Raw genomic sequence first — 23660 nt, forward strand, 5'->3', positions numbered from 1 at the left:
ATATATTCTATATTTCTACAAAATTTTCCTTCTTTTTTAAAAATGGCTACCCTAAAGTCGGGATAGCCGCAGAAATTTCTATAGTTCAATAACAAATTCGGTTCCTTGGCCTTGTTCGCTGCTGACAGAGATGGTGCCGCCATGTGCTTCAACAAGTTCTTTGGCGATTGCAAGTCCAAGGCCGCTGCCGCCGAGGGCGCGGGTTCGGGATTTGTCAACACGGTAGAAGCGTTCAAAGATGCGGGGAACGTCTTCTTTTGGAATGCCCCAGCCGCGGTCACGGACTGCAATCGTAACATGCTCGGACTGCCGATTTCCCTCAACTCTTGAAACGGTGACACTTACCATGCTGCCAGGATCGGAGTATTTGCGTGCGTTTTCAATCAGGTTGATGATTACCTGCTCAAAGCGGATTGGATCGATGCTGACGGAGATGTTTTCTGGGCATACAAGATCGAGCTTCATTTGCTTGTCGGTGAAGGCAGGGGCAGCTTTGCTAAAAATCCCCTCAAGATAAGGCTTGAGCTCGACATCCACTTTGTCGATGGAGAAGGTGTTTTCGTCTATCCTTGCCAGGTTGAACAGTTCTTTGACGAGTTTGGCGAGCTTTCCGGCTTCTTCGGTAATGATGGTAAGGTATTTGTTGCGCTCAGCAGGTTCAAGTTCCTGACGCTGGGCGATTTCGGCATAGCCCTTGATATATGTGAGGGGCGTTCTTAATTCATGTGAAATAGACCCAAGGAAATCATTGCGTTCATTTTTTAAAATATCCAGTTCATGTGCCAGGATTTCGATTGACTCCCCGAGCTCACCGACTTCGTCACGGGAGCGCTTGGGCAAGGTGACGGAGAAATCGCCCTTTCTGATTTTCTTGGTCGCTTCGTTCATTTGGACGAGTGGTTCGGTCAAAAAGCGTGATAGGAAAAAGATAACGCCAATCATGAACAAAAGCGACAGTAGGCCGGCAATCAAGAAGTGCTGGTTCATTCCAGAGATGAGCTCCTTGATTTTTTCGGTTCCCTGAAACATAAACACCGTTCCAATGGTACCATCCTGCAAATCTACCGGTGTGGCGGATGCGATATACGGCTTGTCCTTCCAGTCATCTTCAAGAATCATCCCAGGTTCGGGAATGTCATCAGGACGCTTGGACATGACCGCTTCCATTGCAGGCACTACCTCGTTTGAGGACATAAGGATGGTACCGTACGAATCAGCCAGGATGACAATTGTATCGGTGCGCGATTCCATTAAAGCAATATGCCGGATTGTTTCCTCGTGGAAGTTCTCCTCAAGGATTTCGCGGTGGTTGTTGCCGCGGGTTTGCAGCGCGATGAGCTCGTCGTCAACCCGCGAGTGGATGATGTTGTTGTGAAGCGCGACCATCAAAACTGTTTCAAGCAGGAAAATGGCCAGGAAAAAGAAAAAGCCGATTTTAAAGGAAATTTTATTCATGGGGTACCCTCCGGGAGTTAGGTTGAACGGGTATTTGACCGATAAAAGTGGTAAATTGACCGATAAATTTTAGATTAGACCGATAAGCCAGACGAAACGACCGATATACTACTTAATTTGATTGATAAGCATCAGAATCGTTCAAATTAGCGAACGAATGGGCGCGATAATCTAGAGCAAAAGCGTAACGCTAGAGCCAGTGCTGGTTCCGATTTAAAAATGAGTGCTGTCCCTATAGGTGTTAAACAGTGTTGCGCAGGTGAATGTAATTTAGCAGTGGGCCTGCCGATAAAGTTTCATTATGAGCGCAGGCGGAACCAAAAAAAGTTTATCCGGCATTACTTTAGCTATAGAATACACCATTCGGGGAGGCATTTGAAAAAAAGGACAAAAAAATGGGGTGCCAGCGTCGCCGGCACCCGAATTAAGGGAGGTTAATTAAGTAAAGCAGATAGTTCAAACTTGGGTAAAACATATTAAATCTGATTTGCCTGGCAGATTCTCCGCTTCAGCCCGCATAGCCCCACTATGCTTGCGTCGGGTTCGATTCTGTCGGCATTTCAAAATTGTTAAAAGGGTTTGTTTGAGAAGTTTTGGGCTTCTCTTAACTACACCCTAATAATAAGAAATTATTTTGTGGATGGTATGAAGAACTTATGTGGTTTTTGTGAAGAAGAAGGGCCAGTGCCTGTGTGCTTGCTGGCATAGGGGAAACGTCCCTAAACAACAAAAAAAAGGAGGTGCCCACCGTGTGGACACCTTATTATTAAAGGGAGGTTAATTAAGGGTAAAGCTAGATAGTTCAAACTTGGGTAAAACAATTTAAGAGTCATGTTGCGTATTCAAGAATTCTGATTTGCCCTGGAATGCTTGCCAACTGCTTGCACGGCCCCACCATGCTTGCTGTTTGCCTGCGGTTCCAGACAATCCAGGATTTGGTTTTCCTGTTGTGTAGTGTTGGATTTTACTCCCTTGCTACATCTTTATAATAGAAAATAAGAATGTGGATGCTATGAAGAACTTATGTGATTTTTGTGAAGATGAACTAAAAAGCGGAAGCGCCTGGTCAGCGCCGTATGGCCTGGAGTCTCTCCAACTGAGATAAAGGAAACACGAAGAGCGAAAGCGATTCGATGTTGACTTATCGTAGGGCGGAGAGTGAAGGACACTAGGCGCTAGGCGCTGGAGCTAGATTGAACCCAATAAGCGCAAGCGCCGGATTTTTTTCAAAAAAGACTTAAAAGAGTTGAAAAACGTATAAAAAGAATTAACTCCGCAATGGTATGATGGAAGTGTCGGAAGGAGTGTATGATTATGGTGAAAATTCTGCTTGTTGACGATGAACAGATGATTATGGAAGTGCTGGAAGCCTATCTTGTAAGAGAGGGCTATGAGATTGTGAAGGCGGATAATGGGGTTGACGCGCTGAAGAAAGCCAGGTCGGAAAACCCTAATTTAATAGTGCTAGATTTGATGCTACCGGATATTTCCGGCGAGGAGGTTTGCCGCCTGGTCAGGATGGATTCGGATGTGCCGATTTTGATGCTGACGGCGAAGGGGACCGAGGAGGACAAAATCAACGGGATTGTGATCGGAGCGGATGATTATGTGACGAAGCCGTTCTCGCCTCGTGAGGTGGTTGTCAGGATTCAGGCAATTTTGCGGCGCATGAAGAAGACGGTGGAACAAAAGCCGGAGAAGCTTGAGTTCGATGGCGGTCTGTCAATTGATACGGAGAAAAAAGAAGTGACTTGTGGTGGTGAGCTTGTCAGCCTGACCCCGATTGAGTACAAGTTGCTGACGAATATGGCGGAAAATCCGGGCCGCGTGTACAGCCGGATGGACCTTCTGGAAAAAATCCAGGATGAAGGCATGTATTACGAGGGCTATGAGCGGAGTGTTGATACACATATCAAGAATCTCAGGAAAAAGATCGAGCATGATTCGAGGCAGCCTCAGTTCATACTGACCGTGTTCGGGATGGGTTACAAATTCGGGGGTACTCCGCATGCTGCGAACGCTAAGAGCTAGGGTCCTTTTTTACATGCTGCTTGTCTCGATGATCGGGATTGTAGTTGTGAGCATATTCATTCAATGGGGCTTTGACAAGAGCTTCAACAACTACTTGGAGCGAGGCCGTGAGCATAAGATTGAGCGGGTCATCAATCAGGCGAAGGCCGATTATCAGCGGTCAGGAAGGTTTGATAGCGAGCAGCTTAAGCGGCTGACCCATGAGTATGCTCTGAGCGAGGAACTTTATTTTCAGATTTACGATAATAATGGGCGAGTGCGGCACAACACATTGCAGCTTAGAACGATTTTGAATAGTATGGGTGTTGCGGTACCCGCGAATGAGGAAGGACTGGATTCAAAGTCCTATCCCCTGGTTGTCAATAGTGAAAGGGCAGGCGAGGTTGCCGCATTCTTTTCTGTTGATTTTGTCCAGGAGGAATCCAACTTTCTGCAGACCATTCAGTTGTATATCATACTGGCTGTTTGTCTGACGGTCATCATTGCAATTATTTTCTCTGCAATTTTTTCAAAAACATTAACGTCCGGGCTGAATAAGCTGCAATTTGCCGCGGATCAGCTGCAAAAGCATGATCTCGGTATCCGGGTACCACTTGGCGGGCTGCCGGATGAAATTAAACAGCTGGCCATCTCGTTTAATAATTTAGCAGAGTCATTGTCAAAAGAAGAGATGCTCCGCAAAAATTTCACGGGCGACCTGGCCCATGAACTGAGGACGCCGCTTGCGACATTGCGAAGCCAGATCGAGGCTTACCAGGATGGGATTTGGGAGCCGACGCCGCAGCGGCTTAAGCAGAGTCATTTCGAATTGATGCGGCTCGTCCGTCTTGTCAATGAGCTTGAGAAGCTTTTGGCCGCCGAAAATCCGCAAATGCAGCTTGAGCTTGTCAAAATGGAGGCAGGCATGGTGCTGTCGTCGATGTGGGAAATGTTCTCGCCGGCTTTCCACGACAAAGGCGTCAAACTCAATTACATTGAGCCTGAAGAAGAGGAATGGTTTTACGGCGACCGTGACAAGGTCAGCCAGGTTTTGTCCAATGTCATTAACAATGCCTTGAAGTATACGCCTGAAGGCAAGCAGGTTACACTGTCTGTCAATGGCGACAATGCCTATTCGGTCGGGTTTATAGTCGAGGACGAAGGTGCCGGAATGGCCGAGGAAGATCTGCCGCATATTTTCGAGCGCTTCTACCGCGGTGACAAGTCACGTGACCGGAAGACCGGGGGCGCCGGAATTGGCCTTTCGATTGTAAAAGCGCTGATGGAGGCCCATAAAGGCCGGGTCCAGGTGAAAAGCAAGCTGAATAAAGGCACGACCTTCACACTCTGGTTCCCGAGGGAAGAGGAGTAGGGAGTGCTTGGATAGGTTATAAGTTGAATAGTGTAGGAAGCCCATGAATGGACTCATTCATGGGATTTTTACTATTTTAGTAGAAAGCTGCTAAAAGGGAGGAAAACCCCAATCCTATGTTGGATAGGTTGGTTCCGCTTTCAAAAAAATGTAGAAAAGTGTTTAAAAAAGTCACATTATTCCTGATAGCAATGTTGTAGAATAGGATTGATATGAAAGGAGCTTTACTTGTTTATGTACAAAGATCTCATTGCGAACATTGCTATTGTGATTGCTTCTATGGCTTTTTTTGGCCAATTATTCAAGCATCAGACGATGAACTCGAATCTGCGAATGAAACTGCTGGGCGGGATTGCAGCGGGTCTGGCCGGTTCCCTGTTAATGCTCTACTCAGTTAAAGTCACAGATCATACGATTATTGATTTTCGGAATTTTGCGATTATCATTGTCTCCCTATATGGTGGTCTAATAAGCGGGCTGACCGCAGGAGGAATTATTTCAGCTGCTCGCTTTACCATCCATGGGGTCAACCCTTCCTCCCTGACCGCTTTTCTCGTCATTGTTTGCCTAGCCGTTTTAGGTGCCTATCTTAAAAAAAATCCAAAGTGGACCGCCCTGGTTAAATTTACGATCCTGAATCAGGTCAATATACTGCTTTTCTGTATTGCAATTACATTTCTGGTGAAAGACAGGACTATGCATATGGAATTATATTTTTACTATGGCTTTTTCTGTTTTCTAGGTGGATTCATCATTTGCTACATAAGCGAATTCATCGCCCGAACCAATGAAAATTACCGCAAATTGCAGGAAATGGCGTTGAAAGATTTTCTGACGGGGCTAAATAATGTCAGACAGTTTGATGAAGTATGGAATCGAGAAGCGTTTGCCGCCAAGCAAACCGGAGACCCGCTCTCCCTTCTGATTATGGATATCGACTATTTTAAGAGAATTAATGATAAATATGGCCATCCTGACGGCGATAAAATCCTTAAACAACTTGGACAGATACTTGACGAAATCGCTGGAAATAGGGGAGGAACAGCGGCTAGGAATGGAGGAGAGGAATTCTCGATTATTCTTCAAGGAGTGGCATTTTTAGAGGCTAAGCAGGTGGCGGAGGAAGTTCGTGCCCGCGTCTCTGGCCACGATTTCGAAATTTCCGATCGAAAAAATATTAATATTACCGTTTCAATTGGCGTCGCCTCATTCCCGGATTCGACTGAGGAAATCGATCTGATGATTAAAAAAGCAGACGACCACCTGTACCTTGCTAAAAATACAGGAAGAAATCGGGTTTGCGCGTAGGGGTCTTTTGGAATTGTTTGAAGGAGCAAACAAGTTTCTCTATATGGTGCGGTGACCCGTATCGCATGTATCTTAATTTTATTGTTTATAAGGAGATAGGAAGGGGCTTATCTCCTTTCAATACTTGTAAATAAATTTTATAAATTGTTTTTTTCAATAAAGCTTAGAATTTCACTGAGGGGTTGATTGTGTTTTTCTGTTGTTACTGGCTTAAATAAATCGCCTTTTTCTTCTATCCTCTTCAGTGTATTTTTAATGGTAAAGTCTGTAGGATGTATGCCTTTTTCTAATTCAGACCAGGTCAGCGGGGTGACAACGGTTGCAGATCGCTTGGCTCTTGGCGAATATACGACTGGCATTGTCCTCCCTCTCCATAGCTGCAAGTAATCAAAATAAAGTTTGTTTCCTCTTTTTGATACGACTCTTTCAATTGTAACCTGCTTCGGCATTTGTTCCTGAAAGTAATTCGCGATAAAGGTTGTTATTCTTCTTGTTTGTTCAAAAGTATAAATAGGTTCAATTGGTACAAATACTTGAAGCCCTAATGAACCTGATGTTCTTGGTACAGATAGCAGACCGAGGGATTGAAGGAGGTCCTTCAATTTCAACGCTACCTCTATAACCATTTTAAAGCTTGAATCGTCTGGAGGATCTAAATCAAATACCATTTCCAGGGGGAAATCGGACTTATCATGGCGATCAAACGGAACATGAAATTCAACTGCGCCATAGTTTGCGGCCCAAACAAGTGTAGCGGTGTCATTTAATAAGATTCGATCTTTGTTTTTATAGAAAATATGGCTGACCCATTCCGGTGCTGATTGGGGAACAGATCTTTTTTCGATTTTTTTGCCCGCTATTCCATGGGGATAGAGCCACACCATTAATAACCTGTCTTTAGCATGTTCGATTAGATAGTCCGACACATTTATTAAATAGTGAATATAGTCGAGCTTCGTTATCCGTAGCGACTCCCAAATGATTTTGTCCGGGTGTGTGATTTCAATAGATTTTCCCTCAACAACAATTTCCTCCACCAGAAAGCCTCCTGTTTTTCCCTATATTTTCAATCAAGTTTGTTTAAACTATGTATCAAAAAGTGGAGTGATCAATCTGGAACCGATTTTACCGATGGAGCCGGTTGCTAGTACTTCCATCCCAAATGGAGAAGACTGGATTGCCCAAGTGAAATGGGATGGCGTCCGAGTTCTTACCTACGCGGATGATGGTGAGGTGCGGCTTTATAATCGAAAAAAGAATGAACGGACAATGCACTACCCGGAGATAACGAACATTAGTGAATATTGCAGCAGCCGTTCCGTGATTTTAGACGGTGAAGTGATTTCTTTAGGTAAAAATGGTAAGCCCTCTTTTCAACGTGTTATGAGGCGAGATGGCTTAAGAAATATTGACCGTGTAAGGATAGCAATCGAATCCGTACCAATCATCTATATGATATTCGACATTATTTACCTGGATGGCGTGTGGATACATGACAAGTCGTTACATGAAAGAAACCAGCTATTATCCTCTATCATCACACCTAATGAACATATACAGCTAGTTCCGTCTGTTTACCAGACCCAAGGCTTATTTAACGCAGTTCAGGATCAAGAGATGGAAGGGATTGTGCTTAAAAGGGTAGATTCCCTCTATACAATAGGAAAGAAACGGGAGGATTGGCTCAAGCTAAAAAATTTCCAGGATGTCATTGCGGTGATTGGCGGTTTTACTCTAAGACATAACACTGTTAATTCCATTTTGCTCGGGTTATATGATTCTATGGGAAGACTGCAGTATGTGGGACACACAGGCACAGGAAAAATGACAGTCAGCGACTGGAAAGAGCTGACGAAAGAATTAAAAGAAATTGTAACCGAGCATCTTCCTTTCAATAAGATACCGCAACGACATAAGGATGCTGTCTGGGTGCAGCCGAAAAAAACAGTAAAGATAAAATTTGCCGAATGGACAGAAGGTGGAGCATTGAGACAGCCAAGTATCGAGGGATTCATTGAAATTCCACCGCAAGAGTGTTTGCTTGAAAGAATCTAGGAATGGACTAAATATCAGCCACACCATTTTGAGTCCTCGTATTTTGTGAATACTATACTGCTGGTCACCAAAGGGAAACCCGGTGTCTTTTCATCCCCCGCTGGTAGCAAAACCTCATTTTGATGCATATCATTAGGGAAAACTGGAATAAAGAGGCTGTCCAAAAGTAACCTTTGGGACGTCTCTTTTTTAGATTGAATAGTAACAGTTGATTTCCGCTTCAGGGCGTTTCAATTGGTGTCGCCCTTCCCGGATCCGACTGAGGAAATCGATCTGATGATTAAAAAAGCAGACGACCAGATGTACCTTGCTAAGAATACAGGAAGAAATCGGGTTTGGGCGTAGGGGAAACGGGCAGTTTGTGATACGATGAACCTTATCATAAGTAAATGAGGTTTTTATTTTTAACACAAATAAATAATAGCTATTAAGGATATTAATAAAAAAAACTTTTGATAGGATGACAAGATGAAAAAAGAAGTCACTTTAACAGTAAAAAGCAAGTTTGTAAATAAATATAAAAGTGGTTATCCTCTTATATCAAAGGAAGCCATAATTAATTGGAACGAAGTTAATGAAGAAGGAACCATTATCCGTCTCGTTGATGAAAGGAATAAGTTCATAGCAAAAGGCTATTTTGGCAAACAAAACAAAGGTTACGGGTGGGTTCTTAGTAGAAATGAGAATGAACAAATCGACCAAAGGTTTTTTGTTAATAAATTAAGGGATGCAATCAATTATAGAGAATCGTTTTTTAATAGCCCGGATACCAATGCCTTCAGAATAGTAAATGGCGAAGGTGACGGTTTAGGCGGATTAACGATAGAGAATTTTGATGGCTATTATTTAATCAACTGGTATAGCAAAGGAATTTACCGCTTTCGAGAGTATATTATAAATGCTCTGAAAGAATTGGCTGAGTTTAAAGCAATTTACCAAAAGAAAAGATTTGATGTCAGCGGGAAATATATTGAAGAAGATGATTTCGTAGTGGGAGAAAGAGGAACCTTCCCGATTATCGTAAAGGAAAATGGAGTAAACTTTGCTGTTTACTTAAATGAAAGTGCGATGGTTGGTGTATTTTTAGATCAAAGTGAGGTAAGAAAGAGAATCAGGGATGCTTATGCGGAAGGAAAGACCGTACTGAATACCTTTTCCTACACAGGTGCGTTTTCAGTATTTGCTGCCATAGGAGGCGCAGTTAAAACGACAAGTGTCGATTTAGCAAATAGGAGCTTAAACAAAACCATTGAGCAGTTTAGTTTAAACGGGATAGATTATGAATCACAGGATATCATTGTTGAAGACGTGTTCAATTACTTTAAATATGCGGTAAAAAAGCAGCTAACGTTTGATATGGTTATACTGGACCCTCCAAGCTTTGCAAGGTCAAAAAGAACAGTATTCAGCGCTGAAAAGGACTACAAAAATCTTTTAAAGGAAGCTATTGCTATAACGGAAGACGAGGGGATTATCGTAGCTTCCACCAATTCTGGCTCTTTTAATATGGAAAAATTTAAAAGCTTTATTGATCAGGCATTTAATGAAACATATCGGAAATATCAGCTAGTTGAGGAGTTTTCGCTTCCGAAAGACTTTAAAACAATAAAAGAATTCCCAGAGGGCGGCTATCTTAAGGTTGTGTTTATAAAGAATTTGCCATAGAAAAGGCGAATGATATAGAAAGGATTACTTAAATTATGAAGTATATCAAATCTCAAATGAAACAGCTGATCAAAGATAATCAGGAATTGCAAACACGTTTAAAAGAGTTGATGGAAGAACACGAGCTTGAGAAAAACTTTGCGCTCAAGGCTTTGTACCATGCGGAGGTTGCTGAAGGCGGAAAGTATCAACTAGCATACCAAGCACTTGACCTGTCCAAAGGGTAGTTCATCTTTAGTTTACACTAATTCTATCGGGTGAAAGATAAGGTTTAAAACGGTGAACCGTCTTATAAGTAAATAAAATACAACAAGCCGAAATATCGAGTTTTGTATAGAAAACTTGTATATTTCGGCTTGTTTAATCTTTTTCCTAATTGTTTTTTAGAATTTCTTCCTTAAGTTGAAGAATCGCTGCATTATTTATAGTCCCATTTATACATCCATGAGTGGCAATGATCTCATCTGGTATCTTATCGACCTCATCTCTGTATAACTGTATGAAAATTTAACCTATTTAATCTCCTTTCAATTCTGTAAATACATTATTTCATGGATTGTTTTTTTCAATAAAGTTAAGAATCTCTCTGAGAGGTTGATTGTGTTTTTCTGTTGTTACCGGTTGAAATATATCGCCTTTTTCATCTATCCGCTTCATTATATTTTTAATGGTAAAGTCTGTAGGATGTATGCCTTCTTCTAGTTCAGGCCAGGTCAGCGGGGTACCGACGGTTGCAGATCGTGTGGCTCTTGGCGAGTATACGACTGGCATTGTTCTCCCTCTCCATAGCTGTAAGTAATCAAAATAAAGTTTGTTTCCTCTTTTTGAAACGACTCTTTCGATTGTAACCTACTTCGGCATTTGTTCCTGAATATAATTCGCGATAAAGGTAGTTATTCTTCTTGTTTGCTCGAATGTATAAATTGGTTCAATGGGTACATATATTTGAAGCCCTGATGAACCCGATGTTTTTGGTACAGATAACAGACCAAGGGATTGAAGGAGATCCTTCAGTTTCAACGCCACCTCTATTACCATAGTAAAGCTTGATTCGTCTGGAGGATCTAAATCAAATACCATTTCCAAGGGGAAATCGGGCTTTTCATGGCGATCAAATGGAACATGAAATTCAATTGCTCCGTAGTTTGCTGCCCAAACGAGTGTAGCAGTGTCATTTAATAGCATTCGCTTCTTGTTTTTATAAAAAATATTGCTGACCCATTCTGGTGCGGACTGGGGAACAGACCTTTTTTCGATTTTCTTTCCAGCTATTCCGTGGGGGTAGAGCCACACCATTATTTTAGATTCATTCAAAAAAACCTTCTCTAATCTTTCCTAAGGCAGCCAAATTAACATAAAGGTCTATTAAGGTTAAAGTAAATTTTTTTCATATGCTAGGAATATATTTACAAGTCAGGAAAATAAACATAAACTATAAATAGTAATAGTAATTAAGACCTAATTCGATATAGGGCAAACTACTTGAAAAAGTAGGACGCAAAACTATAGGGGCTAAATCTTTTGACACGCCAGCCAGTTGCAAATCTACTGAAAGAGATTTCAACGCCCTATATATATATTTATAGGGCGTTTTATATTTTCCAGGGATAAAGTCCTATATAGAGTGAATAAAAAGAGGTGATAGTAAAGCAGCTTTCTCTTGAAAAGAAGTTTGCAAAAATTAGTCTCGTCTTAATCGGTAAATGAAATTGGCAAAATAGTTGGGTTCAACCTATATAAAATATTTGGTAAACACGCTTTTTGGAAAACTCACAATCTACTAAAAGGCCGCATTCTCTTCGAGGTTTATAGGAAAGGAAATCAGAGATATGAAGAAAAAATGGTTCAGTATTCAATTTTTCGTTGCAGCACTGTTGCTTTTGTATCATTTTACGCTTCCACTTGGGGCAGTGCTGGCAGCAGAAAACAGCAGCATGCTGCCGCCTGCCAATCTGGCTTATCAAACGATCACACCCGATGATGGAAAGTTGACTTGGAATTCCGTATACGGAGCAACCGGTTATAAAGTATATGAAATCAAGGATGGACAGCTTACTCTACTAGGAAGTACAACTGCAATAAGTTACAGCTTAAATGATCTTTCTGAAGGATTCTATAGATATGTTGTTTCCACTTTAACGAGTGAAGGGGAATCTGGACCTTCTGCGCCGGTGTCTGTAGAAATTATTTACCCTCAAATGCAGGCGCCTTCATCATTGAGCTCAACAATCCGAAATGGAAATGATATTGTACTTAATTGGGGTGCATCCCAATATGCGCAAAAGTATAATATTTATCAAATTTTTGATTCAGGAGAAAGAACACTATTAACTTCAACTACCGGAACAACCTACACTAAAGTAGATGCACCAGAAGGCATTTTTACATACTCTGTCTCTGCCGTTCACTCTCTCTACGGTGAATCCGCGGATACTTCTCCTATCAAAGCAGAAGTAACTTATCCAGTGATGAGCCAGCCTTCCAGCCTTTCGTTTACAATTACCAATGGAACGGATGTAAATTTAAAATGGCAGGCTGCAGCCTATGCAACCAGCTATCGGATTTATCAGGATGTGGATGGCCAGCTGGAATTAAAAAAGACGGTTACTGGAACAAACGGCACGCTCACCAATCTTCCTCCCGGAGAGCATATTTTTAAAGTTTATTCGTTCAGTGACCGATTTGGCGAATCATCAGAAGGAACCCAGGTCGCTGTAACAGTGGGCTCCATAGTGATGACACCGCCTAATAACGCAACGTACAAAATTCAAAACATTAATGATGTTGTTCTTACTTGGGGGGCTGTCCCTTACGCTACCAGGTATAACATTTATGAACTGAAAGACGGGGAGAAAACTCTAAAGAGTACAACAAGTAGCACAACAATTACCTACCCCATGCTTAAAGGCGGAAATTATCAATATGAGATTTATTCCTTTAGCGACCGTTTTGGGGAGTCAGAAATAGGCTCTGAGGTGTCGTTTAGCATTGATACTGTTACTATGTCCGCACCAAAAGATGTCACCTATAAAATTCATAATGGAAATGACATAGTTTTAAACTGGAGCATTGCGGAATATGCCACAAATTATAAAGTCTATCAACTAATAGACGGAAAAAAAGTATTAAAAACGACAGTATCCAGTCCGACTGCGACCTTTATTAATGCCCCAGCAGGAGAGAATCAGTATGAAATTTACTCCTTTAGCAGCAGGTTTGGAGAATCAGCAGAAGGAACAAGTACGATAGTTTCTGTTGTTTATCCAAAGATGGTTCCTCCAGTAAGTGTTACCGGAACCACTATAAATCCAACAGCTCTGACGTTAAACTGGAGTTCTGTTGACTATGCAACGAGCTATAAAGTTTACGAGATTGTTAATGGTCAAAAAATATTGAAAAACACTGTAACAAGTACAACCGTTTCCTACAATAATATGGGTCCAGGAACTTATAAATATGAGGTTTACGCTTATTCCACCCGCTTTGGCGAATCACAGCAAGGTAGTCCTGCAGAAGTAACTTTAAGCGGACAAGCACTTCCTGCACCCGGCAATCCAACTTACAGTATAGCGAACGGAAATGATCTTACATTGAGATGGAGTTCGGTGCAATACGCCACTGGCTATAAAATTTATCAAATGATTGATGGAGAACCTGTATTCATCAGGTCAGTTACAGGTACAAGTACAACATTAATAAATCAGCCGGAAGGGGAATTCACTTTCGTTGTTAAGGCTTATTCCACCCTTTTAGGAGAGTCTCCGAACGGAGCGGATATAAATGGTGCCATCGTTTTCCCTGTTATGTTAAAACCATTGAATTTTGTATACAGCATCTCAAATGGAAATGATATAACGTTAAGATGGAACACAGTTTCTTATGCAAATAGTTATAAGATATATCGGATTGTTGATGGCGAAAGGGTTCTTGAAAGAACTGTGAATGGCACTTCTTCTGTATTTGCCAATATGCCTGAAGGAGTTTATCAATATGTTGTCCATTCCTACAGCGACCGCTTTGGCGAGTCTCCTGAAGCCAGCACGCTGCAGTTTAATTTAATCTTGCCAATCATGCAGGCTCCGTCAAATCTGGCAAAAACCATTTCTAACGGCAACGACATAGTCCTATCATGGAATTCTTCCGCATACGCAAAGGAATATAGAGTCTATAAGATTATCGAAGGGGATAAAGTATTAGTAAAGACAGTAACTGGAACTTCGGTTTCATTTACAAATATGCCTGAAGGGGATTATCAGTATGTTGTCCATTCCTACAGCGACCGGTTTGGTGAGTCTCCAGTAGGCAGTGCGTTGGAGTTTAACTTTACCTGGCCAATCATGCAGGCACCTGCCAATTTGGCAAAAACTATTCCTAACGGTAATGACATAGCCTTATCATGGAATTCTTCCACATACGCAAAAGAATATAAAGTCTATCAGATTGTCGATGGGGATAAAGTATTAATAAAGGAAACAACTGGGAAGTCAGTTTCATTTACGAATATGCCTGAGGGGGATTATCAGTATATTGTCCATTCCTACAGTGACCGTTTTGGCGAGTCTCCGGTAGGCAGCCCATTGGAGTTTAATTTAACCTGGCCAATGATGCAGGCACCCGCCAATTTGGCTAAAACGATTCAAAATGGCAATGATATCACGCTAACGTGGAAACCATCAGCGTTTACAAAGGAGTATAAAATTTATCAGATAGAAAATGGAGAGAAGATTTTAAAAAGGACAATAACAGGCACCTCAACTTCATTTACGAATATGCCTGAAGGTGATTATCAGTATGTTGTCCATTCCTACAGTGACCGTTTTGGCGAATCTCCAGTCGGCAGCCCGCTGGATTTTAATCTAACCTGGCCCATCATGCAGGCTCCAACGGCCAATGGCAGTGTCTTTAATGTAAACAATATCACCCTTGCTTGGAAAGCTGTCTCGTTTGCAACTGAATATCGGGTTTATAAGGCGGATGGCGACAGTAAAGAATTAATTTATAAGGGAACCCAATTATCTTCTAGTATTTATAACTTGGCTGAGGATACTCATTCATTTGAAGTAACGGCATACAGCAGCCGTTTTGGTGAATCGGCACCATCCAGCCGTGTTGACCAGACGATTATCTATCCTATTATGGAATCACCAACCGCTTCTTTAAGGCTATTAAGTCAAACAAGCGCGCGAATTTCATGGGATTTTGTTACGTATGCGAATGGGTACAACATTTACGAAATCATCGATGGAAAACCAGTACTTTTGGTTAAAAACGTGAATAATCTCTCTTACGATATTCAAAACCTTTCGTACGCAAATCATGAATATTATGTAACATCTTACAGTAACTCGTTTGGAGAATCTAAACCGTCTGCCACGGTTTTGGCAAAATTAATAATCGACACAGAGGCACCGGAAACAAAAATTAATGCACCATCACAATGGGTTAATCAAAATCAACTTCTTACTCTTCAGGCAACAGATAATGAAACGGGAGTAGCCAATACGTTATACTCCATAAATGACGGCCCTATTCAAAAAGGAACTTCTATCCTAATTGATCAAGAGGGTATTAATAAAATTCAGTTCAATTCAATCGATAAGGTCGGTAACCTGGAAGAAGTTAAAACAGTGTTTGTAAAAGTTGATAAATCTGCCCCGGTAACTGAAATTAATACCATACCTGTATATGCGCAGTCTTTTACAGCGCAATTAACCAGAAATGATTCACTAAGCGGAGCAGAAAAAACATATTATTCCATTAATGATTCGGAATTTGCAGAGGGGACTTCTTTCACAGTGGAAAAAGAAGGAATGAACAAGATTTCCTATTACTCTGTAGATGCAGCCGGGAATATGGAAGAGATAAAAACAAAAGAAGTAAATATCGATAAAACGTCTCCTGTAACTTCAGCAAACGTACCGGATACATGGGTAAACGAAGACGTAACAGTAACACTTACAACAGAAGATGAATTAAGCGGAGCTGTAAAAACGTATTATTCAATCAACGGTTCGGAGTATACCGAAGGAACTTCCTTTACTGTGGAGGAAGAAGGGATCAATGAAATCTCCTATTACTCTGTTGATGCCGCCGGAAACAAGGAAGATGCAATAACAAAACAGGTTAAAATTGACAAAACAACACCTGCAACTGCCTCTGACGTACCTGAAGTCTGGATAAACGAAGACGTAACAGTAACACTTACAACAGAAGATGAATTAAGCGGAGCGGTAAAAACGTATTATTCAATCAACGGTTCGGAGTATACCGAAGGAACTTCCTTTACTGTGGAGGAAGAAGGGATCAATGAAATCTCCTACTACTCAGTTGATGCCGCCGGAAACAAGGAAGATGCAATAACAAAACAGATTAAAATTGACAAAACCACACCTGTAACTGCCTCTGACGTACCTGAAGCCTGGGTAAACGAAGACGTTACAGTAACACTAACAACAGAAGATGAATTAAGCGGAGCTGTAAAAACGTATTATTCAATCAACGGTTCGGAGTATACCAAAGGAACTTCCTTTACTGTGGAGCAAGAAGGGATCAATGAAATCTCCTATTACTCAGTTGATGCAGTTGGAAACACTGAAGAAGTAAAAACAAAAGCAATTAAGATTGATAAAACAGTTCCAACCGTTTCCGTTTTATTGGACGGGGAATATCAGCTTGGCACAAGTTTTACATTGGATTATGATGCTTATGATTACCAATCAAGGATAGCTCAAGAAGTTGTCACACTTAATGGTCAAACTTATAAGTATGGTGATGTAATTACATTAGATCAGCCTGGTGAATATAAGCTTAAAGTTCAGGTTACAGATGGTTCCGGCTTATCTACCGTGGTGGAAAAAACATTCACGGTCTATATTGGGGTTGAACTTGAGGTGTTGCCGAAAGTAATTAAAGGCAACAAGGGAATCTTTACTGTTAAAGCTTCACTACCTAAGACATATCAATCATCCTCATTTAATGTTTTATCTGTAACATTAAACGGAGTTTCCGCTGTAGCGGATAATAAAGGTTTAGAAAAACAAGCCGAAAAAGGTCATTTCAAATTCAATCGTGAAGAATTTGATTGGGTGACAGGACAAGTTAATCTTACCTTCCGTGGATATCTTAATAATGGTTTTTTAGTGATTGGTAATACTAACGTAGAAGTCAAGAAATAAACCGAAGGAAATATCTTCACGATGCGGCTGCTGATAAACTAATAGGTTTATGCTTTAGTAGTTGGGAAATTTATACTTGCGGATGGTTCTTCCATTTAAAGGATAAACAACAACGCGACTTTACTAATTAGTAGAAGAACTCTAGATGAAGAAATATTAAAGATACTAACTTAATAGAGGGAAGAGGCTGACCCAAAGTAACCTTTTGGGGGCCTCTTTTTTGTGGATTAAAATGTACTAGTAGATTTCCTCCCCACTAAGGGAATCCTAAAATTTAATATCGTAGAGACAGGCGGATTTAGCCTGTAGCGTGGCGTTTTTTGCCTGTCACGAGGTAGTGGAAGTTGATTTCAGTAAGAAACCCCAGGAAGCTGGGATCACGACCTATAAGGTCGAATAAACCGTAAAAAAGTTGGAATATAGTCTTGAAGCGAACCCGAAGAATGAGGTAATTAAAAGGTCAAAATGAACACTGGAGAAGGATCTTCTTCCAAGGAGAAAAGTCGCTAAACTAAAAGCTCTCATTAATGGAAGAAATAGTTATACCAAGAAAGTTACCAAGAGAGATATCGAGACACCCTTCATGAAAATGATTTTGAGAATATATCATTGTTTCGGTAGGTGCAATCTACATGATAAGAATATGCGGCAGAATGGTGAGCACATTCCACCACTTTATCTCGAAATTGAGATATGCTGAAATAGTAATAAGTTAAACAAAACCGAAACGGCTTTGTTTAAAAATATCTAACATGGAGGGATTAGGAATGGCACGTTTAGAAAACAAAGTTGCGGTTGTAACTGGAAGCGGTTCCGGAATTGGAGCAGCTATCGCAAAGCGTTTTGCAGAAGAAGGAGCAAAAGTGGTGCTTGCCGATGTTAGCGACAAGGGAGTAACCCAAGTAAAGCAGGCAATCGAACAAGCTGGGGGTACAGCAGAGTTCATTATTGGTGATATCTCCAAAGAGGAGAATGCAAAGAAGATTAATGACTTTGCAGTTGAGAAATTCGGAAAGTTGGATATCCTGGTGAACAATGCTGGTTATGCAGGTCCAAGTGACCCGGCAGAACAGTTCAACTCGGAGGAATTCGATAAGATTTTTAAGGTCAATGCATACGGAACGTTCTATATGGTCAAGCATGCGGTCAGCCACATGAAGGAAAACAAAGGCGGAAGCATTATCAACGTGGCGTCCAATAGCATCATGACAAGGACCGACTATCCGGGATATGCAGGTTCCAAAGGTGCGGTACGCACAATGTCGTACACATTCTCAAATATCCTTGCCAAGGATAAAATCCGCGTAAACACATTGATTCCTGGGACAACAAGGACACCAATGGTACAGGCTATTTTTGATGATGAGGAACTGGCGAAAAAGTATATTGACACAATTCCGCTAGGTGAAGTAGTGGAGCCGGAAGATCTTGCAAATGGCGCGCTTTACCTCGCATCAGACGAAGCCCGCCGCGTTACTGGGACAGAACTGGTCGTCGACGCGGGAATGTCTTTATAAGTGATAGTATGACCTCTCCAAATAAATGATACCTTGAAGTCCACATCTACAGCAGGTGTGGACTATTTTTGTGCGGTAAGCATGTACTCTGAAAAAAATGTAATAACGAGAGCGCTCTTTTATTTTTCTAAAGTGCCTTAATTTTTTTAGCAATAATGTCGGTTGCTTTTTTCGGATTTAACCGATATAAAAAGTCCATTATTTTCGCATCATTTCCGGCTAATACTCGGTATTTTTTATTTTCAATCGCTTTAATGATGATTGCAGCTGCTTCATTCGGGCTGAGCATCTTATAGGAATTGTTGCCAACAGCATCTCTATCTAGTTGGATTCCAGCATTTTGGACGATGTTCGTGTCGACTCCATATATCCGAAATTCTCGCCTTGCTATTCCCGAAAATAGCTACATTCTGATTTAGCAATACAAACCGATTATCTAACCATCCAAGAGTATTCAAAACATATCCTAAAGAATCTGCAAGCTAACTGAAGGCCTTCATTCATAGCTTAGAGAAACCAACGTAGTCGTAACCATCGTCTTTCCTGGTTGTATCAAAATGAGGAAAATATATTTTGTTTTTAAAAAGTCCTATAATACACCACATACATAATAACGATGCTTTCGTTTACTTCCATCTTTGCGAGTAGAGGTAGTGATACCGTTAATAGAAAAATGGCGATTTCGTTTTGTTCGATATCCTGCTTTATTTAAGTAGTTGGCAACAAGAAGGCCGAATAAAAATCCACATAGCCAAACGAACCCGAACCGAAAGGAGAGATGCGTTGGCTAGTAGTACAAGAACGATTTTCATATGAATAGATTTTATTAGAGGTCATGAAGGCACATTCAAATGAAGGACAACGATATTGGTTAACTTTTTATATAATATGGCTATTTCTTAAATTCCCTTTCCTCTCCATATCCCATCGTTACCACTTCGGTTTGTTGATAATCGTTTAACAACTCTTTCAGGTCTTTATCTCTATCTATCATATAAGCCACTACGGGAAAGGCATTCAATAATTGATCAAGGGTCTCCGGTGATGTGGCACTTTTTTTAGATGGAAATGTATGGCTTGGAATAACGTATTGAACTTCCAATAGGTGCTTTACTGCATAGGCTGCTTCTTTTGGTCCCATTGTAAAATGGCCTGATGAGGATAATATTGCAATCTCTGGATTATACACATCTTGAATCAACTTCATATCGTACATAAGAGCCGTATCCCCAGAATGGTAAACTGTATAATCATTGTCAAAGTCAAAAATATAACCAGATGCCTCTCCCGCATATATTGGGGTTCCTTCTATCTCCCCGTATGAGGACGTATGTTTTGCTTGAACCATTGTGACGTTAAGATCTTCGAAGGACACCGAACCACCTAGATTAATAGGAAGTACATTTTTAACGCCCTTTTGCAGAAGTATCATGGCCAAATCATATTGGGCAACAACCATAATGTCAGGTTTGTTTTCCACTACCTTAGAAAGCCCACTTGTATGATCAAAATGTCCGTGTGTCAAAAATACACAATCAATAGCATTATAAAAATCTTTATTATCTAGCTGTTGTGGAAATCCTGGATTTAAATCAATAAATGGATCTACGAGGTAATTTTTCCCCTCCTTACTTGTAAACATATACATTGCATGACCAAGCCGTAATATTTTCATTACATTCTACTCCCCCTAATATTAGTAAAGTAAAACCACTATCATTCTATTCCTGACTTTCTAATTAATAAGTACGAATTTACAAAATGTGATTATTGGCATTAATAAGTAATGAATATCTTACGAAGATCCAACAAGTATCAGTTGTTTTTAGCTGAGGTTTTGAGAGCAAAGCCTAGTGGTAATCACCTGCATGAGTATGTGCGGTTTTATTGATGCTTATGTTAAGAATTATATAGTTAATATAAAGTTTATTTTCTTTCTTGAGACCAGTATTTCTCAAACGGGTCACGTTTCTGGAATATTGGCGCAAAAGAAGCTGAGGAGGTTTAAATGATGATAAGTGATTTAGATTTGAAGTACCTGCGACGTTGTGTCAATTCTATCTATTGATTTCTTCTTATCTAATGTTGGAGCCTCTGAGGCTGTCCAAAAAGGTCGTTGAATAACGGCTCTTTTGGGACAGCCTTTCGTTTTTTTGAGTTATTTAAAGCATTATTGGGTGCTCCCGGGTCCTGGTGGAGAACCTGGGCATCCGCAGTTCGAGCGCCATGCATCTCCGTCAAGGCTAGCCGTGAAGTGACCCTTTCTGGAAACTATGTCAGTTAGGCAACTGCCGTCAGCCCCGGCGGACAGGGCTACGGCATTGCTATCGAGGGTTCAAGGGACCAGCGTGATACAGATGCTGACAACGATTCCCGGCACAATGTTGTCATAGGCAATACCTTTGATGGCAGGCATTTGCGGCACGCCATCCTGCTCCAGTTTCCCACTCACAACAATCTCGTGGCGGATAACACTATCGTCGGCAGCCTCCTCGACGCCATAGACCTGCACGGCGAGGGGTGAATACCTGAACGAAGTCCGGGACAACACGGTCATCGGCGGGGAGCGAGCAGGCATCGCGCTTGGCAATTCCGGCGGGTCCAAGAACAAGCACGACGCCTCAGGACCTGGAAACTGGGTGCACTCAAACGATCTGGTTGGAAACCGTCAGGGAATCCTCATTATCCTGGGAACTCCTGACACTCTCATTGAGGACAACAGGATTACCGCCGGGGAGGATTCGAAGGCCGGTATTGAGGTTCGCAATGCGCCGGGCACGAAATTGCAAGGTAACCATATCACTGGAGGGACTGAAGAGTTCTGGCCCATTCGGCTCAGTGAGGACCGCGGTACTGATGGACGAGGGAAAGGAATCCCCTCAGGCATCAGGATTGAGGGCAACGTCATTCGACAGGCTGCAAACGGAATCAGGATCGATGCCGGGGAGGACCTCAGCATGGTCGAAAATGTCGTGGACGGCATCGACGGAGCAGAGCTGAGGGTGGCCGAAGGAATTAAGGTGAGCCGGTCGGCTAACTAATTCAAATAAGTAACACGATTAAAGCTATTTATTTTTTCTGATTAGTATCTGCCTTGGCATAGACAGGGCTAACAGGAAATCAGCCAGAAAAAACACAATCCTATGACATGGTGTTATATGTCATTATGGCTTTATTCAAGATTGCGACTTTAATCAGTATATTCGTTGTTAAACCTGAAAAAGTAAACTTGGAAAGTGACGAATTTGATAGGAAAGAAGAATGGTAAAAGGATAAGTCGTTATTTAACAAAAGTAAAAAGGGAGATGCCTTGATGGGGGGAGGCATCCCTTTTACCATGAATAACAAAATGTAAAAGCTCCTTGTATTTTCTAGATGCGTCTAACACAGAACAATGATTTTATAGGGAGTAGTTTGGGCAGGAATGCTAAATGTGGCAGGACCATATACAACAAGCAGATTTCGGTTTGCAGGATTCAACGTGAAGGGTTGGCCGTTTTGTAATAAAATCGAAGTATTACTAGAAATATTTAACTGTAACTGACCATCACTACTCACCAGCTGGCTGTTAAAATAGTCAACCTTTACATTTTGATAAGGGTTATCTTTTACGATTATGAGGGCTTGATATTGTGGCGGGTATATAAGAATAACAGGTACATTGACATCATAAAAACCAGTCACACGGTCTCCAGCGGAAACTATAACATGATTTAGAAAATAGGTTGTTGGACTAATTACGAAGTTTACTACTGAACCATCTCCTCCTAATAAGGATATTAATTTAAAACACCCTTTTAACTCCTCATCGGATCCTGCTAAATAATCTTGAATCATAGTAACCGTACCAGAAAAAGAACCGTATTTTTTCAATTTTTCCCCTCCATTTGATCAACCATTGATGTAATACAATCCCTCCGGAAACTTTGAGGGCGGGGAGCAATACTATTCAAAATATATTCAGTACGGCCTTATAAATTTTATGATGAGGGAGATTAGATATTACCCAATACAGGCTTGCAAGACCGTTAGAAACTGATGATGGCTATCATCCTTGGCATAGACAGGCCTAACAGGAAATCAGCCAGAAAAAATACAATCCTGACTTTAATCAGTATATTCGTTGTTAAACCTGAAAAGTAAACTTGGAAAGCCAAGAATTTAATAGGAAAGAAGAATGGTAAAAGGATAAGTCGTTATTTAACAAAAGTAAAAAGGGAGATGCCTTGATAGAGGAGGCATCCCTTTACCAGGAATTAAAGTAAATTTAGAACCTCATTAATGCCAACCTAATATGAAATAGGGGACACTTCTGTACAATGTATGAATTGTCCCCCTAAGATATAGTTTGATAGAATCCTTCCAAAGGTTCAATGGATTCCTATTCACATACATTATTTCTTTAAATAGATCCCTGTGATGATCCAAGCTAAACCGTACCAGCCGCCGGTTAATAAACCACCGACGAGCGGATTAATACTGTAAATAATAATCGTGGCGACGGCAACTGCGGGAACCGTTAGAAGGAATAAAATAGCTGCGGTACGAGAAAATTCATTTCTGCGGCGGAGCACTAGTCCAAGTGGTAGGGCGCCAAGATACATTACTAAATTGCCAATCCCGGTGACTAAAGTGACCAAATCCATGAAAGATTTAAAGTCAAAGAATCCATGTAAAATAAAAGCTAATGCCCCAATTGCAAAAATCCCCTGTCCGATTCGTGAAAGAAGGACACCTGTTCGCCACATAAAACCAGCTTCTGCAACTATAACCCGATTGTTGAGTCCATGAAGGCCAAGCAGTAAACCAGACATTGCCACGAATAGCATCGCATTATTAAGATAATAGGCATAATGAGAAACATCATGCAGAATCCCGTCATTCCCTGGTGTCACATCGAGGTACCCTTGCCAAATGTTATTGATTGCCAGAAGTGACCCGCCCGTTATTGCCCCTATGGAAGCCAGACGAAGCCACCCATTGCTTGAATCACTTAATGTGGAAGAGATTCCTCCGTGGTCGCCATTTCCCATCCCCACATCCCCCTCCAGAGTTTTCTTTAGTGCATTAATAAGATATTCTACCTCTCTGGTTTTAAGTACG

Annotated in this window: 15 protein-coding genes, 1 pseudogene and 1 riboswitch; of the genes and pseudogenes, 9 read left to right on the forward strand and 7 right to left on the reverse strand. The window is 41.2% G+C overall.

From position 1 onward, the window contains the following. Positions 1-78: 78 nt before the first annotated feature. On the reverse strand, positions 79-1455 hold the full coding sequence (locus AM500_RS03795) for a sensor histidine kinase (protein ID WP_053598015.1): 1377 nt from the start codon (positions 1453-1455) through the stop codon (positions 79-81). Between the two features lie 1314 nt (positions 1456-2769). On the opposite strand from AM500_RS03795, the gene AM500_RS03800 reads away from it, so the two are divergent. The 3 genes from AM500_RS03800 to AM500_RS03810 all read left to right on the forward strand — a co-directional run bounded on the left by AM500_RS03800 (position 2770) and on the right by AM500_RS03810 (position 6145). Continuing rightward, positions 2770-3486 (forward strand): response regulator transcription factor, encoded by a 717-nt coding sequence (locus tag AM500_RS03800; RefSeq protein ID WP_053598016.1) that lies wholly within the window; start codon positions 2770-2772, stop codon positions 3484-3486. Continuing rightward, complete coding sequence (locus tag AM500_RS03805) at positions 3464-4837, forward strand: sensor histidine kinase (RefSeq protein WP_053598017.1); 1374 nt, start codon at positions 3464-3466, stop codon at positions 4835-4837. The genes AM500_RS03800 and AM500_RS03805 overlap by 23 nt, the downstream gene beginning before the upstream one ends. Before the next feature lie 234 nt (positions 4838-5071). Continuing rightward, a complete protein-coding gene (locus AM500_RS03810) occupies positions 5072-6145 on the forward strand; it encodes a GGDEF domain-containing protein (RefSeq protein WP_053598018.1) in 1074 nt (357 codons plus the stop codon). A 137-nt stretch (positions 6146-6282) separates the two neighbouring features. On the opposite strand, the gene ligD (AM500_RS03815) is transcribed toward AM500_RS03810, so the two are convergent. Next, entirely contained in the window at positions 6283-7182 is a 900-nt protein-coding gene (gene ligD / locus AM500_RS03815; protein WP_231688101.1) for a non-homologous end-joining DNA ligase, read from the reverse strand. A 67-nt stretch (positions 7183-7249) separates the two neighbouring features. Between ligD (AM500_RS03815) and ligD (AM500_RS03820) the strand changes: the two genes are divergently transcribed. The 3 genes from ligD (AM500_RS03820) (at position 7250) to AM500_RS03830 (ending at position 10092) form a co-directional block, all read left to right on the forward strand. Continuing rightward, entirely contained in the window at positions 7250-8200 is a 951-nt protein-coding gene (gene ligD, locus AM500_RS03820) for a non-homologous end-joining DNA ligase (RefSeq protein WP_331457415.1), read from the forward strand. 468 nt (positions 8201-8668) lie between these two features. Beyond that, positions 8669-9865: a class I SAM-dependent rRNA methyltransferase gene (locus AM500_RS03825; protein ID WP_053598020.1), complete on the forward strand. Its 1197-nt coding sequence runs from the start codon at positions 8669-8671 to the stop codon at positions 9863-9865. Between the two features lie 35 nt (positions 9866-9900). Further along, positions 9901-10092 carry a hypothetical protein gene (locus AM500_RS03830; RefSeq protein ID WP_053598021.1) on the forward strand — a complete coding sequence of 64 codons (192 nt, stop codon included), beginning with the start codon at positions 9901-9903 and terminating at the stop codon, positions 10090-10092. Between the two features lie 322 nt (positions 10093-10414). Here AM500_RS03830 and AM500_RS26305 read toward each other — a convergent pair. Next, positions 10415-11161 (reverse strand): annotated as a pseudogene (locus tag AM500_RS26305) (DNA polymerase domain-containing protein). Positions 11162-11327: 166 nt separating this feature from the next. After that, a riboswitch (cyclic di-GMP riboswitch) is annotated at positions 11328-11410 on the forward strand. A gap of 284 nt (positions 11411-11694) precedes the next feature. On the opposite strand from AM500_RS26305, the gene AM500_RS03845 reads away from it, so the two are divergent. Both AM500_RS03845 and AM500_RS03850 read left to right on the forward strand, forming a co-directional pair. Beyond that, positions 11695-17040 (forward strand): OmpL47-type beta-barrel domain-containing protein, encoded by a 5346-nt coding sequence (locus AM500_RS03845; RefSeq protein ID WP_053598024.1) that lies wholly within the window; start codon positions 11695-11697, stop codon positions 17038-17040. Between the two features lie 767 nt (positions 17041-17807). After that, a complete protein-coding gene (locus tag AM500_RS03850; RefSeq protein ID WP_053598025.1) occupies positions 17808-18557 on the forward strand; it encodes an SDR family NAD(P)-dependent oxidoreductase in 750 nt (249 codons plus the stop codon). An 892-nt stretch (positions 18558-19449) separates the two neighbouring features. Here AM500_RS03850 and AM500_RS03855 read toward each other — a convergent pair. Then, the gene (locus AM500_RS03855) at positions 19450-20232 is read right to left on the reverse strand and encodes a metal-dependent hydrolase (RefSeq protein ID WP_053598026.1); all 783 of its coding nucleotides are present in this window, start codon (positions 20230-20232) and stop codon (positions 19450-19452) included. 660 nt (positions 20233-20892) lie between these two features. Beyond that, complete coding sequence (locus tag AM500_RS03860; RefSeq protein WP_156319739.1) at positions 20893-21162, reverse strand: hypothetical protein; 270 nt, start codon at positions 21160-21162, stop codon at positions 20893-20895. Between AM500_RS03860 and AM500_RS03865 the strand changes: the two genes are divergently transcribed. Continuing rightward, positions 21134-21598, forward strand: coding sequence for a right-handed parallel beta-helix repeat-containing protein (locus tag AM500_RS03865; protein ID WP_231688152.1), 465 nt, complete (start codon positions 21134-21136; stop codon positions 21596-21598). The genes AM500_RS03860 and AM500_RS03865 overlap by 29 nt on opposite strands. 340 nt (positions 21599-21938) lie before the next feature. Here AM500_RS03865 and AM500_RS03870 read toward each other — a convergent pair whose 3' ends face one another. Beyond that, the gene (locus AM500_RS03870; RefSeq protein WP_053598029.1) at positions 21939-22430 is read right to left on the reverse strand and encodes a hypothetical protein; all 492 of its coding nucleotides are present in this window, start codon (positions 22428-22430) and stop codon (positions 21939-21941) included. 521 nt (positions 22431-22951) lie between these two features. Continuing rightward, complete coding sequence (locus AM500_RS03875; RefSeq protein WP_053598030.1) at positions 22952-23590, reverse strand: hypothetical protein; 639 nt, start codon at positions 23588-23590, stop codon at positions 22952-22954. Between the last annotated feature and the right edge of the window lie 70 nt (positions 23591-23660).

Source organism: Bacillus sp. FJAT-18017 (assembly GCF_001278805.1).
Lineage (GTDB): Bacteria > Bacillota > Bacilli > Bacillales > Cytobacillaceae > Bacillus_D.

What these genes read in the sequence shown, in the direction of transcription:
- AM500_RS03825 (WP_053598020.1), top strand. Translation starts at nt 8,669, where the DNA reads ATGAAAAAAGAAGTCACTTTAACAGTAAAAAGCAAGTTTGTAAATAAA.
- AM500_RS03800 (WP_053598016.1), top strand. Translation starts at nt 2,770, where the DNA reads ATGGTGAAAATTCTGCTTGTTGACGATGAACAGATGATTATGGAAGTG.
- AM500_RS03850 (WP_053598025.1), top strand. Translation starts at nt 17,808, where the DNA reads ATGGCACGTTTAGAAAACAAAGTTGCGGTTGTAACTGGAAGCGGTTCC.
- AM500_RS03875 (WP_053598030.1), bottom strand. Translation starts at nt 23,590, where the DNA reads ATGGGAAATGGCGACCACGGAGGAATCTCTTCCACATTAAGTGATTCA.
- AM500_RS03805 (WP_053598017.1), top strand. Translation starts at nt 3,464, where the DNA reads ATGCTGCGAACGCTAAGAGCTAGGGTCCTTTTTTACATGCTGCTTGTC.
- AM500_RS03795 (WP_053598015.1), bottom strand. Translation starts at nt 1,455, where the DNA reads ATGAATAAAATTTCCTTTAAAATCGGCTTTTTCTTTTTCCTGGCCATT.
- AM500_RS03845 (WP_053598024.1), top strand. Translation starts at nt 11,695, where the DNA reads ATGAAGAAAAAATGGTTCAGTATTCAATTTTTCGTTGCAGCACTGTTG.
- AM500_RS03855 (WP_053598026.1), bottom strand. Translation starts at nt 20,232, where the DNA reads ATGAAAATATTACGGCTTGGTCATGCAATGTATATGTTTACAAGTAAG.
- AM500_RS03830 (WP_053598021.1), top strand. Translation starts at nt 9,901, where the DNA reads ATGAAGTATATCAAATCTCAAATGAAACAGCTGATCAAAGATAATCAG.
- AM500_RS03810 (WP_053598018.1), top strand. Translation starts at nt 5,072, where the DNA reads ATGTACAAAGATCTCATTGCGAACATTGCTATTGTGATTGCTTCTATG.